The 15,387-nt window shown below is 72.0% G+C and carries 16 protein-coding genes; 5 read left to right on the top strand and 11 right to left on the bottom strand.

Going from position 1 to position 15,387, the window contains the following annotated elements:
- Window positions 1-285: a putative quinol monooxygenase gene (locus ACFY1S_RS02870; RefSeq protein ID WP_387112157.1), complete on the bottom strand. Its 285-nt coding sequence runs from the start codon at window positions 283-285 to the stop codon at window positions 1-3.
- 156 nt (window positions 286-441) lie between these two features.
- Here ACFY1S_RS02870 and ACFY1S_RS02865 point away from each other — a divergent pair, with 156 nt between their 5' ends.
- Window positions 442-1,770, top strand: a complete 1,329-nt coding sequence (locus ACFY1S_RS02865) for a serine hydrolase (RefSeq protein ID WP_387112155.1) — start codon at window positions 442-444, stop codon at window positions 1,768-1,770.
- Between the two features lie 7 nt (window positions 1,771-1,777).
- Here ACFY1S_RS02865 and ACFY1S_RS02860 read toward each other — a convergent pair whose 3' ends face one another.
- The 8 genes from ACFY1S_RS02860 to ACFY1S_RS02825 form a co-directional block, all read right to left on the bottom strand.
- The gene (locus ACFY1S_RS02860) at window positions 1,778-2,548 is read right to left on the bottom strand and encodes a hypothetical protein (protein ID WP_387112151.1); all 771 of its coding nucleotides are present in this window, start codon (window positions 2,546-2,548) and stop codon (window positions 1,778-1,780) included.
- 55 nt (window positions 2,549-2,603) lie between these two features.
- Entirely contained in the window at window positions 2,604-3,362 is a 759-nt protein-coding gene (locus ACFY1S_RS02855) for a MerR family transcriptional regulator (RefSeq protein ID WP_387112148.1), read from the bottom strand.
- A gap of 50 nt (window positions 3,363-3,412) precedes the next feature.
- Window positions 3,413-5,770, bottom strand: coding sequence for a putative bifunctional diguanylate cyclase/phosphodiesterase (locus ACFY1S_RS02850; RefSeq protein ID WP_387112146.1), 2,358 nt, complete (start codon window positions 5,768-5,770; stop codon window positions 3,413-3,415).
- Window positions 5,771-6,128: 358 nt separating this feature from the next.
- Window positions 6,129-6,362, bottom strand: coding sequence for a zinc-ribbon domain-containing protein (locus ACFY1S_RS02845; RefSeq protein ID WP_387112144.1), 234 nt, complete (start codon window positions 6,360-6,362; stop codon window positions 6,129-6,131).
- Between the two features lie 121 nt (window positions 6,363-6,483).
- Window positions 6,484-7,347, bottom strand: a complete 864-nt coding sequence (locus tag ACFY1S_RS02840; protein ID WP_387112141.1) for an SRPBCC family protein — start codon at window positions 7,345-7,347, stop codon at window positions 6,484-6,486.
- On the bottom strand, window positions 7,340-7,897 hold the full coding sequence (locus ACFY1S_RS02835; RefSeq protein WP_364367605.1) for a helix-turn-helix domain-containing protein: 558 nt from the start codon (window positions 7,895-7,897) through the stop codon (window positions 7,340-7,342). Before ACFY1S_RS02835 ends, ACFY1S_RS02840 begins: the two co-directional genes overlap by 8 nt.
- A 100-nt stretch (window positions 7,898-7,997) precedes the next feature.
- Window positions 7,998-9,341 carry a class I SAM-dependent methyltransferase gene (locus ACFY1S_RS02830; RefSeq protein ID WP_387112138.1) on the bottom strand — a complete coding sequence of 448 codons (1,344 nt, stop codon included), beginning with the start codon at window positions 9,339-9,341 and terminating at the stop codon, window positions 7,998-8,000.
- Window positions 9,338-10,735, bottom strand: a complete 1,398-nt coding sequence (locus tag ACFY1S_RS02825; RefSeq protein ID WP_387112135.1) for an FAD-binding oxidoreductase — start codon at window positions 10,733-10,735, stop codon at window positions 9,338-9,340. The genes ACFY1S_RS02830 and ACFY1S_RS02825 overlap by 4 nt, the downstream gene beginning before the upstream one ends.
- 94 nt (window positions 10,736-10,829) lie before the next feature.
- On the opposite strand from ACFY1S_RS02825, the gene ACFY1S_RS02820 reads away from it, so the two are divergent.
- The 3 genes from ACFY1S_RS02820 to ACFY1S_RS02810 are packed head-to-tail and all read left to right on the top strand — an operon-like array spanning window position 10,830 to window position 12,374.
- Window positions 10,830-11,300, top strand: coding sequence for an aminoacyl-tRNA deacylase (locus tag ACFY1S_RS02820; RefSeq protein WP_387112132.1), 471 nt, complete (start codon window positions 10,830-10,832; stop codon window positions 11,298-11,300).
- Window positions 11,301-11,338: 38 nt separating this feature from the next.
- Window positions 11,339-11,623 (top strand): DUF427 domain-containing protein, encoded by a 285-nt coding sequence (locus ACFY1S_RS02815; RefSeq protein WP_387112130.1) that lies wholly within the window; start codon window positions 11,339-11,341, stop codon window positions 11,621-11,623.
- A gap of 46 nt (window positions 11,624-11,669) precedes the next feature.
- Window positions 11,670-12,374, top strand: coding sequence for an RICIN domain-containing protein (locus tag ACFY1S_RS02810; RefSeq protein WP_387114254.1), 705 nt, complete (start codon window positions 11,670-11,672; stop codon window positions 12,372-12,374).
- 13 nt (window positions 12,375-12,387) lie between these two features.
- Here ACFY1S_RS02810 and ACFY1S_RS02805 read toward each other — a convergent pair whose 3' ends face one another.
- The gene (locus ACFY1S_RS02805) at window positions 12,388-13,743 is read right to left on the bottom strand and encodes an MFS transporter (protein WP_387112127.1); all 1,356 of its coding nucleotides are present in this window, start codon (window positions 13,741-13,743) and stop codon (window positions 12,388-12,390) included.
- A gap of 1 nt (window position 13,744) precedes the next feature.
- Between ACFY1S_RS02805 and ACFY1S_RS02800 the strand changes: the two genes are divergently transcribed.
- Window positions 13,745-14,752, top strand: coding sequence for a GlxA family transcriptional regulator (locus ACFY1S_RS02800; RefSeq protein ID WP_387112124.1), 1,008 nt, complete (start codon window positions 13,745-13,747; stop codon window positions 14,750-14,752).
- A gap of 148 nt (window positions 14,753-14,900) precedes the next feature.
- On the opposite strand, the gene ACFY1S_RS02795 is transcribed toward ACFY1S_RS02800, so the two are convergent.
- Window positions 14,901-15,365 (bottom strand): hypothetical protein, encoded by a 465-nt coding sequence (locus ACFY1S_RS02795; protein ID WP_387112121.1) that lies wholly within the window; start codon window positions 15,363-15,365, stop codon window positions 14,901-14,903.
- Window positions 15,366-15,387 lie beyond the last annotated feature (22 nt).

Here is a 15,387-nt window from a genome sequence, read left to right as displayed (position 1 = left end):
TCAGGCCGCCTCGACGCCGGAGATCAGGTAGCGACTGACGTCGGCGTCGAGGATGGCCGCCGTCTGTGGGTCGCTCGGCCCGGAGCCCCGGAACGCCGCCAACTGCTCGGCGGACTCCCAGCGTTCGTAGACGTGGATCCGGCCCGGGTCGAGCGGGTCGGCCGCGAGCAGGAAGTCCAGACAGCCGGGGGTCGCGCGAGCCTGCGCGATGACCTGGTGACACCCGGCCAGATAGTCGTCGCGCGCGCCCGGCTCGACACGCAGACTGCCGGCAATGATCAACATGGGCGTCCCTCGGGTCGGGTGATTGCTGACGCGCCTGATACCGCGGAGTCATATTTATACCGCTGAGGTATGTCACCGAGAGGGACATCGCCGCCCGGACGGGTGACGGCGTTCCCGCTGGCCTCAGCGACCTCTCGCGCTCCTTATCGTGCGAACGTGAGAAAAAGCGACAAAAGTTCCGGCGTACGGCTGAAGCTGCTGACGGCGGCGATCGCGCTCGCTGTCGTCGCGACGACCGGGCCGGCCACCGCCGACGACCCGGGTCGCGGGCCCGGCACGGATCCTGCGCAGCAAACCGAGCCGGGGTACGGCGGTGAGCCCGGCGACGAGCCCGGTGTGGACCCGACGCCGGAGCGGCCGCCGACCAGCGAGGTGTCGTGGTTGTCGTTCCCCGGCGGGGCGTTCGCGGTGGACCCGCTCGGGCGCACTGTGCGCTACCGCGCCTGCGACGGCGACACCGGCCGGGTCGCCGACCCGACCATGCGGGTGGCCGCCGGCGTGGCCAGCGGCGCTGTGACAGTCGACGGCAGACGGTTCCACTACCGGGTGCCCCTGGTCGGGCGTACCGAGGGCGCGCTCATCGTCTCCGGACCGCAGGCACAGCCGGTGGAGCTGACAGGCGTGGTGGTCACCAGCCCGCAGCCGCCCACCGACCCGGTGGCCGGAGCCCGGCTGTTCCCACTCAGCGGGCAACTCGCCCGGGTCGTCGCAGACGCGAGCCTCAACCCGGCCGGAGCGACGGTACGCGACCTGTCCGGCCGGTACGGCGACCAGCAGATCGCGGTCAACGGATCGCTGCGCCCCAAGGCCGCAAGCGTCATCAAGCTGTGGATCCTCGTCGAGCTGCTCCGCCGGGTCGACTGTGGACAGGTGTCGCTCGACGAGGGCGTGCTGGTCACCCCGGCCGATGTGGTCGGCGGCACCGGCCAGCTCCAGTACGAGACGTTCCCGCAGGTGGTGACCCTGCACCGGCTCGCACAATATCTGATCAAGTACAGCGACAACATCGCGGCGAACGTGCTGATCACCTACCTGGGCGGGTTCGCCCCGGTCAACGCCCTGATCGACTCGATGAACCAGCGGTCCACCATCCTGGCCCGCCGGATGCTCGACAGCGCCGCCGCCCAGCGCGGCGAGGAGAACTACACAAGCCCGGACGACGTGGTGTCCCTGCTCGGCGCGGTCTGGGACGGCGAGATCCTCACTCCCGCCTCCCGCGACCTGATGATCGGCTTCATGCGGGAGCAGACCCTGAACACCAAGATCCCGGCGGCGCTGCCACCCGGCGTGCCTGTCGCGCACAAGACGGGCGACCTCCCCGACGCCTCCCACGACGTGGGCTACTACCTGATCCCCGGCACCGAGACCGCCGTCGCGTTCCTCACCGCCGGGCCGATGGCCACCGGCGACGAGACGGTCCGCCGGATGGCCCGCACCGTCTACGACTTCCTGGTCACCCCCACCGAGGGCGCCGTCGAGGAATGACGGACCGTCAGGCGCCGGGGATGTTCGCCGGAGGGTCCTCGCCGACCACGTCCGCGGCCGGCGGGTCGGCAGTCACCGACAGCCCGAAATCCGAGTACGTCAGGTCGAGCTGGGCCGTCTGCGACTGCTGGCTGGCCAACTCGATGCGGTAGCGGACCAGCCGCCCCTGCTCGTCGACCGACGCGGTGAACGGCACCGCGCCGGCCCGGTCCCCCAGCACCGTACCGACACCACTGCCCAGCACCTCGCCGCTGCCGCGCAGATCCAACGTGCCGGCGTACTCCCGTACCCCCGTCTGCCGGACCCCGGCCGGCGCGGCAAGGGTGCTGGCCAGGCGCGTGTTGTCCAGGCCCTGCTTCGCGGCCGGCGCACCCGGCGCGCCCACGTGCCACCAGGTCTTGCCGTCCCAGACCGGGACGCGACGGTCGGGGGCGGTGACCCGCACGTAGACGTCCGGACCGGTGGTCAACCGCTCGATCTTCACCACGCCGGTGGGCACCTTCAGCGAGGTGGTCTCCAGACCGCGCTTCGCCTTCGGGTCCCAGAGCACCACAGTGGCGTCGCCGTCCGCGCCGCCGGTCCCCACGGTCAGCTTGTACGGCTGCTCGTCGGCCTTCGCCGCGGCGGCCCTCAGCACACCCACCGGGTCGGCCGCGTCCACCGACGCCGTCGGGCGAGGCGCGTCCGGCTCGTCGCCCGCGGCGACCAGGGCCCACACCCCGGCGGCGACCGCCACGGCGAGGACGGCACCGGCGGCGATCAGCTTCGGTTTCTGCACGGTCATCTCCCCGGGGGCGGGTGCGGTCCGGCCAGACTAGCCGGACCGCACCGCGTCACGCGCGGCTGATCGCGTTGGCGTGGATCGCCTCGTTCAGGTACGCCGCCAGGCCAGGTGCGATGCTCTCGTAGTGCGCGGTGAACCGCTCGTCGGCCAGGTACATGTCGGCCAGGCCGGTTTGCATCTCGTACGAGCAGTCGTAGAACCAGCGACCGATGATCTGCCGGTGCTCCTCGGCCAGCTCCATGGCCTCCGGGCTGTCCGCCGCAGCGCCCGAGGCCAGCACCGCGACGATCCGTCGGCCCCAGTCCTCGTTCTCCGCCCTGATCCGCAGCCAGTCGTCCCTGCTGTAGCGCGAGGCCCGCCGGTTCGACTCCCGGTACGCGTCGGTGTCGCCCCAGCGCCGCTCCGCCTCGGCCTCGTGCTCCTCCGGCCTGAAGTCACCGAAGACCTCGAACCGCTCCTCGGGAGTGAGTTGGATGTTCAACTTGCTCGCCTCCATCGCGAACTCGATCGCCGTCACCATCTCCTGCAACCGCTTGATCCGTACCGTCAGCAGCTCGTGCTGGCGGCGCAGGTGCGCGGCCGGATCGGCCGCCGGGTCGTCGATGATCGCGGCGATCTCCTCAAGCGGGAAACCCAGCTCCCGGTAGTACAGAACGAGTTGCAGCCGTTGCAGGTCCGCGTCGTCGTAGCGGCGGTAACCGGCCGAGGTCCGTCCGCTGGGCGAGAGCAGACCGATCTCGTCGTAGTGGTGCAACGTCCGCACCGTGACGCCGGCCACCCTCGCCACCTGACCCACCGTGTACGCCATGGTTCCCCTCCCTTCCGGGAACCAGGCTCCCGCCTGCCGTCGCGTGAGGGTCAAGCCCGATTCTGACCCACCGTCGCGGCGCCGTCCGGCCGCCCGTACAGATAGCCCTGACCGCGCGGGCAGCCGATCGCGTGGACCGCCTCGTGCTGGCGTTCGGTCTCCACCCCCTCGGCGACCACAGTCAGGTCGAACGCGCCGGCCAGCCGGGTGATCATCTCCACCGTGGCGTACGCCCGGTCGTCCGACCCCAGCCGGGCCACGAACGAGCGGTCGATCTTCAACTCGGTGGCCGGGATGCGGTGCAGGTAGCTCAGCGACGAGTAGCCGGTGCCGAAGTCGTCGATGGCGATGGCCATGCCCAGCTCCCGGAGCTGGTGCAGCCGCTCCAGCACCGCGTCGGTGCCCTCGATCAGCGCCGACTCGGTCAACTCCAGGGTCAACCCGCGCGGCGCCAGCCCGGCACCCGCGGTGGCCGCGGTGACTGTGGCGATCAGATCCGGCCGGCGCAGGTGCGCGGCGGCGATGTTCACCGCCACCGTGGCCTCCGGCGCCCGTACCCGCCACGTCGCCGCCGCCCGACACGCCTCGTGGATCACCCATCTGTCGATCGGCAGGATCAACCCGGTCTCCTCGGCCAGCGGCAGGAACCTCGCCGGCGGCAGCATCCCGAGCCGCGGATGCCGCCAACGCACCAACGCCTCAGCGCTGCGGACCGCCCCGGTGCACAGGTCGACGATGGGTTGGAACTCCAGGTGCAACTGCTCCTCGTCCACCGCCCGACGCAGGTCGGCGATCAGCTCGGCGCGGGAGACGGCCGACTCGCGCAGCCCCGACGTGCACGTCCGGTACGACGACTTGCCTGCCGCCTTCGCCGCGTACATGGCGATGTCGGCGTCCCGCAGCAGGTCGGTGTGGGAGGTGTGCTGCGGGCCGTACTCGGCGATGCCGATGCTCGCCGACGGGTGCACGCCCACGTCGTCGTCGCCGTCCACGGGGCGCAGGGCGTCCAGCAGTCGTTCCGCGAGCCGCTCCGGCGACACCCCCCGGTCGCGGTCCACGAGCACCGCGAACTCGTCCCCGCCCAGCCGGGCGATGGTGCCGTCGTCGTTAACGGCGGCGCGCATCCGGGCCGCCAGCCCGGTCAGCAGAGTGTCGCCTGTGGCATGCCCGAAACGGTCGTTGACCTGCTTGAACCCGTCCAGGTCGAGCAGCAGCACGGCCACCTGCCGCCTGTCGCGCAGGGCCAGCCGCAGCAGCCGGTTGAACAGCAGGCGGTTGGGCAGCCCGGTGAGCTGGTCGCCGTACGCGAGCCGGCGCAGCCGGGCCACCAGCCGCAGGTTCTCGTTGGCGGCCAACCCCTGCCGTACGGCGAGGGCGGCGAGCAGCACCATCATCGTCACGAAGATCAGTTGGGGGGTCTGCCCGGTGGGCCGCCGGGCCAGCAGCACCGCGATGATCGCCCCGCCCACTGGCAGGTACGGCAGGGCGACCCGCCACCAGGGCGGAAGCGGTGACTCGGCGGTCTCGTCGGTGCCGTCGCAGTCCGGCGGCGGCGGGTACCTGGTGGCCAGGCCGATCAGCAGGTAGCTCAACGGCCAGCACAGGTCGATCGGATGCCCTGCGGCGTAGTCGGCGCGGGCGACAAGCGAGACGTACACGACGTCGGCGACCACCCGGAGGGTGAGGCTCGCCGCGAGCACGCTCATGGGACGCCACATCGGCCGGGCCGGGCCGGAGACCGCCACCAGGATGGTGAGCTGCATCAGGTCGAACATCGGGTAGAGCAGCCCCAACGTGCGCGCCGGGTCGGCCAGCTCGGCGGCGACCACCCCCCGGAACACCAGCACCCAGCCGACCGGCACCAGGGCCAGCGCGACGATCACACCGTCCAGCAGAGTCCGGGCCCGCCCGACCCCGGTCCGTGGCGCGGAGGGGGAGCTGAGCAGCGCGGCGGTGCCGGTGAGGATGCCGAGGGTGAAGACCGCCCCGACCAGCGGGGTGTGCGGCAGGTCGCCGCCGACGAGTCGCTGCGCCGTCCAGATCGCCCGGCCGCACGCGGCGAGCGCCATGGTGACGGCGAGCAGCGTCCAGAACCGGCGCAGCGGGGCCGGATGCCGGCGGGCCACCCGGGCGCACGCGACCGTGGCCCACCCGGCGACAAGCATCCCGCCCACGTCGCTGACGAGGGCGGCCCCGGGCAGCGCCGCGACCAGCCAGAACGCCTCCACGAGAACAACCGACCCCGCAGCGACCGGCCCGGCGCGGCCCAGCCGGGCCGGCGCGACGGCGGTGACCGCCCGCCCGCCGCCGGGCTGCCCGACGGCCGGCGCGCCCGGGGCCGGCGCCGGAAGGGTCGGCTCGGCAGGAGTCGGCTCACCCGCCGCCTGCTTCACGTCCTGTCGCGACACGGCCGCTCCGGCTCTTCGTCGTGCGTGCACCCTCGGCGGACCCGTCCACGGCAAACCCCGAAAGCCTAGCCAGCTCCCCGGCGCACGCCAAGGTCCGGAAGGCCGCGCGCGTCGGGCCGATCCGGCCAGAACGGAGTGGTCCGGACCGGTGGGCGTGGATGTGCGACGGATGTGGTCAGCGGCCGGCGGAGCGGTTCCACGGTGAGCGGGGCAGGCTGGTGCCGGCCAGGGGACGGCGGGCACGACGGCGCCTGCGCCGGCCGGGGGTGCAGGGCCGGCGTACGGCGGTGTGCACCGGCGGGACGGAGGACGGCGGCGGCCGACGGATCAGCCAGCAGAGGAAGCGCTCCATCGACGCTCAGCCGACCGGGAGACGTTCGGCGTCGGACCGGGAGATCTCGTACTGCGCCCCGCAGAACGTGCACTGCTGGGCGTACCTGCTGCGGATCGGGATGAGCGGAATGAAGAAGAGGGAGAATTTCGTCGAACGGCGGGTGATCACCTGCGCGGCGTGGTTGCCGCAGTGTCGGCAGACCTGCTGCACGACGCCGGACCGGTCGACCTTGGTACGCAGACCGAAGATGAAGAACATCGCCCGCCAATACCCACTCCACAGCGAAAAGTCACAGGTTCCGCCCCACCGATCACACCCGGCAGCCCGGCGAGATCGTGTGGATCAGGCCGGACTGCCGGGTGCGATCGGTGGGGATGGATCAGCCGGCGGGCTCCAGACCGGGCACCTCGGAGGGGAGCCAGATCGGCTGCCAGGCCGGCACCTCGTGGAAGCGGCGCAGCTCGGCGAGCCCGGCCACCGACCCGCTCCAGGCCGCGTACGGGGGGTTGGTCTCGTCGAAGCCGCTCTGCACGAAGGTCAGCGTGGTCTTGCCACCGGACTCGGCAAGCTCCCAGTTCGTGACGCCGGTGGGGCCCCAGTCGACGGACATCCGGCGACCTGGCTCCAGGTCGACGATCTTGGCGGCGTACCCGTTCTCGAAGCCGCCCATGGCGTACCGGCCGCCGACCCAGGGCTCGATGCCGATCGGGTAGCCGAACCAGGCGCTTGCCTGCTCGGAGTCGGTCAACGACTCCCACACCTTGTCGGCGGGGGCGGCGATGACCAGCTGACCGCGCAGGTCGGCGGAGGTGAAGTCGGTGCGGGGCAGCAGCGGCGCGCCCTCCAGGTGGGCGGCCAGGTTGGCGATGCCCAGCGACCAGTACGTCTGGAGCACACCCCGGATGCTGGAGCCGCTCATCGCCTCGGCGAAGTCGAAGTGGCTCTGGGTCAGGGTCAGCACCGTGCTGTCCGGGCCGTCGGCGGTCAACTGGAACTCGGTGGTGGTCTCCACCCCGTCGAGCAGCCAGCTGAAGCGCAGCGTGTCGTCGTCGGCGTGCAGCAGCCGCTGGTGCGGGGCGTCGCCCTCGGGCGTGTAGCGGCCCCAGAACTCGTACCGCTGGGGCAGCTCGACCTCGGCGTGTTCGGCCAGCCAGACGCGCAGCTCAGCCGGGTCGGTCAGGGCCGCGCGGACGCGTCCGACGGGCGCGGACAGGCGGGCCTGCAGCTTCAACGGTTCACTCATCGTCGTTCCCTTTCGGATAGCAGGCGACGGCCAGCTTGAAGGCGTCGCCTTCGCTGCCGCCGTAGCGGGTGAACAGGTCCTGAAGTGCCGTTTGCAGGTCGTGCAGGAACTGGGGGCGTTGCTCGGCGGGCACCCGGATCTCGCCGGAGACCCCGATCGAGGGCAGCTCGGGAGCGGCCCGGTCCAGGGCGGCGATGTCCGCCTGGACCTCCTCCATCAGGTCGAGCAGGTAGCCCAGGCTCAGCTCGTCGCGGGCCTTGCGCAGCCCGATCCGACCGACCAGCCGGGGGGACAGCCAGTACGACCGGGCGGCCGCCTGGTAGATGCCCTCGGTGATCCCGCGGACCTTGCGCTCGTTGACCAGCTCGGCCAGGCCGGCCGCGACGAGCTGCTTGACGTGGTAGTAGACGCGCTGTGGCGTCTGGTCGAGTCGGGCCGCGACCTCGGTGCAGGTGCGCGGTTCGGCAAGTTGCCGCAGCACCTCGACGCGCTGCGGCTTGAGCAGGGCTTCGGCCTGCTCGATCTGCTCCAGGTACAGGACGTCTCTCATGGCAAAATCAGTTTGTACGTACAAAACTTGTTTGTCAATCGGTTCGCGAGAAGCCGCGCCGACTTTCTCGACGCGGCTCCAGGCGGCGTTCAGTAGATGGTCAGGGCAACCAGTCGGGCCGCAGCGGGTAGCCGTTCACACCTTCCGGGCCGTTGTGGGTCGCCAGCACCTGGTGCAGTTGGATGCCGTTGCGCTCGAACGCCATCCGCGACCCGGCCATGTAGAGCCCCCACACCCGGGCGGTGCCCGCGCCCACCTCGGAGACGCAGAAGTCCCAGTGCTCGACCAGGTTGCGACACCAGGCGGCAAGCGTCAGCGCGTAGTGCTGGCGCAGATTCTCCTCGTGGTGCACCTCCAGCCCGGCGTCGTGCACCTCGCTGATCAGCCGACCCGGACCGGCCAGCTCCCCGTCCGGGAAGACGTACCTGTCGATGAACGCCCCGGAGCGGTGCGGCGCCCGATTGTCCGCCCTGGTGATGCAGTGGTTGAGCAGCCGCCCGCCCGGTCGCAGCCGGTCCCGCAGCGCCCGGAAGTACGTGGGGTAGTTGCGCACCCCGATGTGCTCGGTCAACCCGATCGACGAGACCGCGTCGAACTGCTCAGTCGGCGCGTCCCGGTAGTCCAGGTGCCGCACCTCGGCCAGCCCGGTCAGCCCCTCCCGCTCGATCGCGGCCTGCGCCCACTGCGCCTGCGCCTTCGACAGGGTCACCCCGAGCGCCTTCACCCCGTACTCGCGGGCGGCGTGGCGCACCATCCCACCCCAGCCGCAGCCCACGTCCAGCAGCCGCATCCCCTGCTTGAGCGCCAACTTGCCGGCGACCAGGTCGTACTTCGCCGCCTGGGCCTGCTCAAGCGTGTCGTCGGGAGACCTGTACACCGCGCAGGTGTACGTCATCGACGGGCCGAGCACCTTCTCGTAGAAGGCGTTCGAGACGTCGTAGTGGTGCGAGATGGCCGTGCTGTCCCGCACCCGCGAGTGCCGCAGCCCGTTCACCACACGCTTCCAACGCGGCAGCGCCTCCTGCGGCGGAGCCGGCGGCGGCATCAGTCGCTCCCAGCCCAGCCCACGAACCAGCGCCAGCCCGTCGGTGAGCGACGGTGGCCGCAACCGCAGCTCGTCCTTGAGCACCCGCAACGCCTCGTACGGGTCGCCCGGGTGCACCCCCTGCAACGCCAGGTCACCGCTGACGTACGCCCGGGCCATGCCCAGGTCGCCGGGGGCGGTGAGCAGGTACGACAGCCCACGCTCGGATTGGATCGCCAGGGTGATGCCCGCGTCGGACGGGCCGACGGCGCTGCCGTCGTACCCCGTGATCCGCACCGGCAGCGGCCCGGCGGTGACGGCGCGGACGACATCCGCGACGGTCGGACCCGTGTGCCGGCCCCCCGCCGGCGGGGTGGCGGGGACGCTCGCCGCCCCCTGATCTCTGTCGGTCAGGCTCATGCTCGTGCTACCGCCTTTTCGTACAGTCCCGTCAGCCGGTGGTCCGGGTCGTAGCGGTCTTTCACCGCCCGCCACGTGTCGCCGCCGTACAGGCGATCGAAGGCGTCCCGGTCGTAGTACGCGTCGGAGTAGAGCGACTTGTGGCCGCCCGACTCCGACACCATGCGTTCGATCGTGCGGTTGACGTCGCCGTCGGCGGCGCCCGGCGCGATCGGCACGCTCCCCCAGAACCCAATGTTGACGTAGTCCTGCCCCGGCCGGAGGGGATACAGCGGCCAGGACCGCGCCGAACCGGGACCCGCCGGCTCACGCAGTCGCAGCGGACACAGCCACACCGGGTTCATCCCCACTGTGCTGGCGAACCAGCGCAGGAAGTCAGCCGTCTCGTTCAGCGGGATCTCGACGTCCTGCACGACCCGTTCCCGGGCCGGCTGGCCGCGCAGCCTGTCGATCCGCGCCGCCACCTGGTGCCGGTGTTCCAGCCGGACCAGGCGGTGGTAGAAGTCGCTGCGCCGGTACCGCGACGGCCAGAGTCGACGCACCACCGGGTGCTGCGCGCCGAACGCCGCCGAACACCAGAACCAGTCGGTGTCCCAGCGCCAGAGATAGTCGTACGCCGTGAGCACGTCGCGGGTGCGCTGGCGCAGCGACCGGTAGTAGATCGCCTGGCCGGTGTAGTCGCTGGGCGGGCCGGCCGCGTCGGTGAACGTGCCGAACACCAGGTACGCCTCGCCGGGGCTGAACATCACCCCGTCCATGGCGTCGACAGGCTCGCCGGCCCACGACCGGGTCGCGGTCACCTCGGCTATCGCGTCGGTGAGCGCCTCAAGCGTGGTGAACCTGATGTTGCGCAACGCCACGTACCGGCCGACCTGTTGCAGCTCGATGCGCAGCCGGGTCGCGTAGCCGAGGCTGCCCAGCGAGTTGGGGAACGCGGCGAACAGGTCGGCGTGCTCCCCCTCGGGGCGGGCGGTGACGATCTCACCGGTGCCGGTGAGGATGTCCATCTCCCGTACCGACTCGTGCGGCAGGCCGTTGCGGAACGAGGTCGACTCGATCCCGAGGCCGGTCACCGCGCCGCCAAGCGTGATGGTGCGCAACTGCGGCACCACCAGCGGCATCAGCCCGTGCGGCAGGGTCGCGTCGACCAGGTCCTCGTACGTGCACATGCCCTGCACGTCGGCCGTGCGCCCGGTCGGATCGACCGCGAGCACGCCGTTCAGGCCGCTGACGTCGAGGCCCGGGGTCCGTGGTGCGGACCGGGGGCGGAACAGGTTGGAGGTGCGTTTGGCGAGCCGGACAGGTTCGCCAGTGGGCACCGCGGCGTACGACCGCCGCAGCGTGTCCACCGCTTCATCATGGTCAATGGGGTGATCCACACGCTCAGCGCGCATGTGATCACCTTACGCCTGCACCCCGGGAAATCGTGGGATGTCCTCACCGGTCGTTTCCCGTCCCGCAGCAGGCCCGGCGGTTACCGTGGCGGTCATGCCGTCGCCCGCGATCGCCGCCCTGGACGCCACCGGACTGCCGTACCGGCTGGTCAGTCACGGCGCGGTAGGCAGCCTGGCCGAGGCCGCGGCGGTCCGGGGAGTGGCCGTCGCGGACGTGGTCAAGACGATAGTCGTCCGTCGGGGCGCCGACGACCACCTGTTCGTGCTCACCCCCGGCGACCGGGTCATCTCCTGGCCCAAGCTGCGCGCCCTGCTCGGCGTGCACCGGCTCTCCATGCCGGACGCCGCCGGCGCCCTGGCCGCCACCGGCTACGAACGCGGCACGATCACCCCGTTCGGCGCGAGCACTGCCTGGCCGGTGATCGCCGACGAGCGGCTGCGCGGACGGGAGATCACCCTCGGTGCCGGCGAACGGGGCCTCGCCATCGCTGTCGACGCCGACGCCGCGATCACCGCCCTCGACGCCACGGTGGCCGACGTCACCGACCCGCAGCCCACCCGCTGAGGACTGCCACGGGCGTCGGGACGGCCTAGTGTTGGGGCATGCCGAAAGCCGTGTGGAACGACCTGGTCGTCGCCGAGAGCGACGACACCGTGCTGGTGGAGGGCAACCACTACTTCCCCCGCTCCGCCCTGCGTGACGACCTGATCCGCGAGTCCGCGACACACACCGTCTGCCCGTGGAAGGGCACCGCCTCCTACTACTCCCTCGAACACGAGGGCAGCAGCAGCCAGGACGCGGTCTGGTACTACCCGGACCCCAAGCCGGACGCCGAGATGGTGCGTGACCGGGTGGCGTTCTGGAAGGACGTCCGGGTCGTCGACTGACCCACCGACTGGCCGTGGCCGACGGCGGTGGGTGAGGATGACCCGTATGTCCGCGCCCGAGGAACGCCCCGACCCCGCCGGCACCGTCTACGGCGGTCGTCGACGGGCAGCACGTTCCGGCCCGCTCGCCGACCCGCTGCTGCGGGTGGCGCTCGGGGTAGGGCTGGTGGGCGTACTCCTCGGGGTGGTCTTCGCGACAGGCCTGCTCGGCGGCGGTGGCGATCCGGTGGTGCCGGCCACGGTCGGCGCGCCGTCCAGCGCGGCGGAGCCCACCACCCCGGAGGCCGAGCCGAGCCCGACCCCGTCCGCCGAACCGTCACCGACGCCCTCGGTGGCGCCGACCACCGGGCCCCGGGTGCTGCGGGTCGCGTCCGGGCTCTGCCTGGGGCTCGACGGCGACGACAAGGAGGCGGGAGCCGAGTTGGCCGTCTGCACCGGCGGGCCGGAGCAGCAGTGGGTCGTCAACCCGGCCGGCGCGGACGTGGTGTCGCTCACCAACGCCGCCCACGGGCAGTGCCTCGACGTCGAGGGCGCCAGCACCGACGACGGCGCGCGGCTGCTCCAGTTCCCCTGCCACGGCGGGGCCAACCAGCAATGGCGGCTGTCCCCCACCGGCACCGGCCCGGTGCTGCTGGTGGCCGCGCACAGCGGCAAGTGCGGGCAGGCCGACGACGACGGCGACGAGCCCGACGACGAGATCCGGCAGCGCGCCTGCGACGGCAGCCCCGCCCAACAGTGGACCCTCGGCTGACCGTCCGACCCGCTCAGCCCCGGTAGCTCCAGGCCCGGGGCGCGGTGGCGGCGGCCAGGACGGCCTCCGGCACGGGCCGACCCGGCCTCCGACGCAGCAGCAGCGACAGCCCGGCGGCGCCTATCGACAGGGCACCGGCCACGTACCAGGCCAGCGCGTAGTCGCCGAGCCGATCCCGGACCAGCCCCGCCCCCGTCGCCGCGACCGCCGCCCCGAGCTGGTGCGCGGCGAACACCCAGCCGAACACCACCGCTCCCGCGCCACCGAAGTACTCCCGGCACAGCGCCACCGTCGGCGGCACCGTGGCCACCCAGTCCAGGCCGTAGAAGATGATGAACACCAGCATGCTCGGCCGGGCAGTGCCACTGAACAGGCTCGGCAGCACCAGCAGCGACAACCCCCGCAGCGCGTAGTAGGCGCCGAGCAGCAGCCGGCTGTCCACCCGGTCGGTCAGCCAGCCGGAGGCGATCGTGCCCACGATGTCGAACAGGCCGACAAGCGCGAGCAGCCCCGCCGCGGTGGTCTCGGTCATGCCGTGGTCGTGCGCGGCTGGCACGAAGTGGGTGCCGACGAGGCCGTTCGTGGTCGCGCCGCAGATCGCGAACCCGCCGGCCAGCAGCCAGAACGGCCGGGTCCGGGCCGCGGCGGCAAGCGCGCCCAACGCCCGGGTCGCCGCACCGCCGGCCGGCGGCGGTGCCGCCACGACCTCGGTCGCGCCGTAGGCGGGCAGGCCGAGATCCGCCGGGTGTTCGCGCAGCAGCCACAGCACAAGGGGTACGACCACAAGCGCCGCCCCGGCCACGACGAGTGCCGCCGTGCGCCAACCGTTGTCGCGTACCAGCACCGCGATCAGCGGAAGGAAGACGAGTTGCCCGGCCGCCCCTCCGGCGGTCAGCACCCCGGTGACCAGGCCCCGGCGGTGGACGAACCAGCGACCGGTGACGGTGGCCACGAACGCCAGCGCCATCGAGCCGGTGCCCAGACCGACGAGCACACCCCAGCAGAGCCACAGTTGCCAGCTCGCGGTCATGAAGACGGTCAGCCCACTGCCCGCGGCCACCAGCAGCAACGCCACCGAAACCACCCGGCGGATGCCGAACCGGTCCATCAACGCGGCGGCGAACGGCGCGGTGAGCCCGTAGAGCAGCAGGTTGACCGAGACGGCGGCGGAGATGGTGGCGAGTGGCCAGCCGAACTCCTCGTGCAGCGGGTGCAGCAGCACCGACGGCGTGGCGCGGAAGCCGGCGGCGCCGACCAACGCCACGAAGGCGACGGCGGCGACGAGCCAGGCGGGGTGCAGACGACGTTTCCCTGTCACGTCACAAGTCTCGGCAGGGGCGCGGTCCACGACGAGTGGCCGGAAAGCCATCATGCGCAATAATCGGGCCATGAGCGTACGCCCGCACCGGATCGCCGTCCTCGCCCTCGACCATGTCGTCGGCCTCGACCTCGGCACCCCGTCCCAGGTCTTCAGCACCGCCCGGAGCGCCGACGGCTCGCACTTCTACGACGTGCGGGTGTGCACGCCCGGCGGCCGGCCGGTCCGCAGCACGGCCGGCTACCAGGTCCTCCCCGACCACGGTCTGGAGTTGCTCGACACCGCCGACACGGTGATCGTCCCCGGCATCCACGACGGCAACGCGCTGACCGCCGGCAGCATCGAGCCGGAGGTGGCCGACGCGCTGCGGTCGGCGTACGAGCGGGGCGCACGTGTGATGTCGATCTGCACCGGGGCGTTCGTCCTGGCCGCCGCCGGCCTGCTCGACGGACGGCGGGCCACCACCCACTGGGCGTACGCCGAGCAGTTCCGCCGCCTGCACCAGCGGGTCGACCTCGACCCGGGGGTGCTCTTCATCGCCGAGGACCGGATGCTCACCTCGGCCGGGGTGGCCGCCGGCATCGACCTCTGCCTGCACGTCATCCGCCTCGACCACGGCAGCGAGGTGGCCAACCGGGCAGCCCGCCGCTGCGTCATGCCACCGTGGCGGGACGGCGGCCAGGCGCAGTACATCGAACGCCCGGTGCCCAGGGCCACCGACGCCAGCACCGCGGCCGCCCGGGAGTGGGCCCGGCAGCGGCTGCACGAGTCGATCGCCCTGCGCGACCTGGCCGAACAGGCCCGGATGAGCGTGCGCACCTTCACCCGGCGGTTCCGCTCGGAGACCGGGCTGAGCCCGGCGCAGTGGCTGCTGCAACAGCGCACCGACCACGCCCGGCTGCTGCTGGAGACCACCGACCTCACCGTCGACCAGATCGCCCGCCGCTGCGGCTTCGGCACCACCGCCGCGCTGCGTCAACAGCTGCGCCAGCGCATCGGCGTAGCCCCGTCCACCTACCGCCGCACCTTCCACCCCCGTCCTGAGCTGGTCGAGACCTGACCCCCCACCCCCCACCCCGCCCCCCACCCCGCCGATCTTGCACTTGCGGTTGCCGGATTGCCTCATGCACCCCATTTTGTCGGCACAGCAAGTGCAAGATCGGCGGGTGGGGTGGGGTGGGGTGGGGTGGGTGGGGTGGGGGGTGGGGTCAGGGGCGGAGCATGTGGAGTTGCGCCTGGTGTTTGGGGAGGTGGACGCGGGCGTGCAGGTCGAGGGTGCGGGACCAGGGCAGCGGCTCGTCGACGACGAGGTCGAAGCCCTCGCGCAGGTGGGTCTCGACAGGGGTCTCGGCGGCCAGGCCGAGCTGATCGACGAGCCCGCACAGGCGGTCGCTTGTGCCGTGCAGCAGCGCGGTCAGGCCGCGCAGGCCGCCCTGCTCGGCGACCAGCGCGTCGAGCTGCGGGCGGTGGATGTCCTCCTCCAGCTCGTAGTAGGCGAACGGCGATCCCGCCAGCAACGCCTCGGTGGCCTGGATCATCAGCTCGTCGTTGGCGACCAGATGCGCGACGATCTGGTCGGCGCTGAGCTGCCCCTGCGGAGCCGCCTCGAACTCCCAGGCGTCAAGCTCGGCGAACACACCGCCGTACGCCCGGCGCAAACCCCCACTCTCCATCCGTCCAGTCAACCCGCCCCGG

The organism is Micromonospora sp. NPDC000663 (assembly GCF_042898105.1).
Classification (GTDB): Bacteria; Actinomycetota; Actinomycetes; order Mycobacteriales; family Micromonosporaceae; genus Micromonospora.
The sequence above is the reverse complement of the archived record's forward strand: the minus strand, read 5'-3'. Positions and strand labels throughout refer to the sequence as shown.

Coding starts and splice junctions, on each gene's coding strand:
- ACFY1S_RS02870 (WP_387112157.1), bottom strand. CDS start 285: ATGTTGATCATTGCCGGCAGTCTGCGTGTCGAGCCGGGCGCGCGCGAC.
- ACFY1S_RS02855 (WP_387112148.1), bottom strand. CDS start 3,362: ATGGCGTACACGGTGGGTCAGGTGGCGAGGGTGGCCGGCGTCACGGTG.
- ACFY1S_RS02845 (WP_387112144.1), bottom strand. CDS start 6,362: ATGTTCTTCATCTTCGGTCTGCGTACCAAGGTCGACCGGTCCGGCGTC.
- ACFY1S_RS02840 (WP_387112141.1), bottom strand. CDS start 7,347: ATGAGTGAACCGTTGAAGCTGCAGGCCCGCCTGTCCGCGCCCGTCGGA.
- ACFY1S_RS02835 (WP_364367605.1), bottom strand. CDS start 7,897: ATGAGAGACGTCCTGTACCTGGAGCAGATCGAGCAGGCCGAAGCCCTG.
- ACFY1S_RS02830 (WP_387112138.1), bottom strand. CDS start 9,341: ATGAGCCTGACCGACAGAGATCAGGGGGCGGCGAGCGTCCCCGCCACC.
- ACFY1S_RS02825 (WP_387112135.1), bottom strand. CDS start 10,735: ATGCGCGCTGAGCGTGTGGATCACCCCATTGACCATGATGAAGCGGTG.
- ACFY1S_RS02820 (WP_387112132.1), top strand. CDS start 10,830: ATGCCGTCGCCCGCGATCGCCGCCCTGGACGCCACCGGACTGCCGTAC.
- ACFY1S_RS02815 (WP_387112130.1), top strand. CDS start 11,339: ATGCCGAAAGCCGTGTGGAACGACCTGGTCGTCGCCGAGAGCGACGAC.
- ACFY1S_RS02810 (WP_387114254.1), top strand. CDS start 11,670: ATGTCCGCGCCCGAGGAACGCCCCGACCCCGCCGGCACCGTCTACGGC.
- ACFY1S_RS02805 (WP_387112127.1), bottom strand. CDS start 13,743: ATGGCTTTCCGGCCACTCGTCGTGGACCGCGCCCCTGCCGAGACTTGT.
- ACFY1S_RS02800 (WP_387112124.1), top strand. CDS start 13,745: ATGCGCAATAATCGGGCCATGAGCGTACGCCCGCACCGGATCGCCGTC.
- ACFY1S_RS02795 (WP_387112121.1), bottom strand. CDS start 15,365: ATGGAGAGTGGGGGTTTGCGCCGGGCGTACGGCGGTGTGTTCGCCGAG.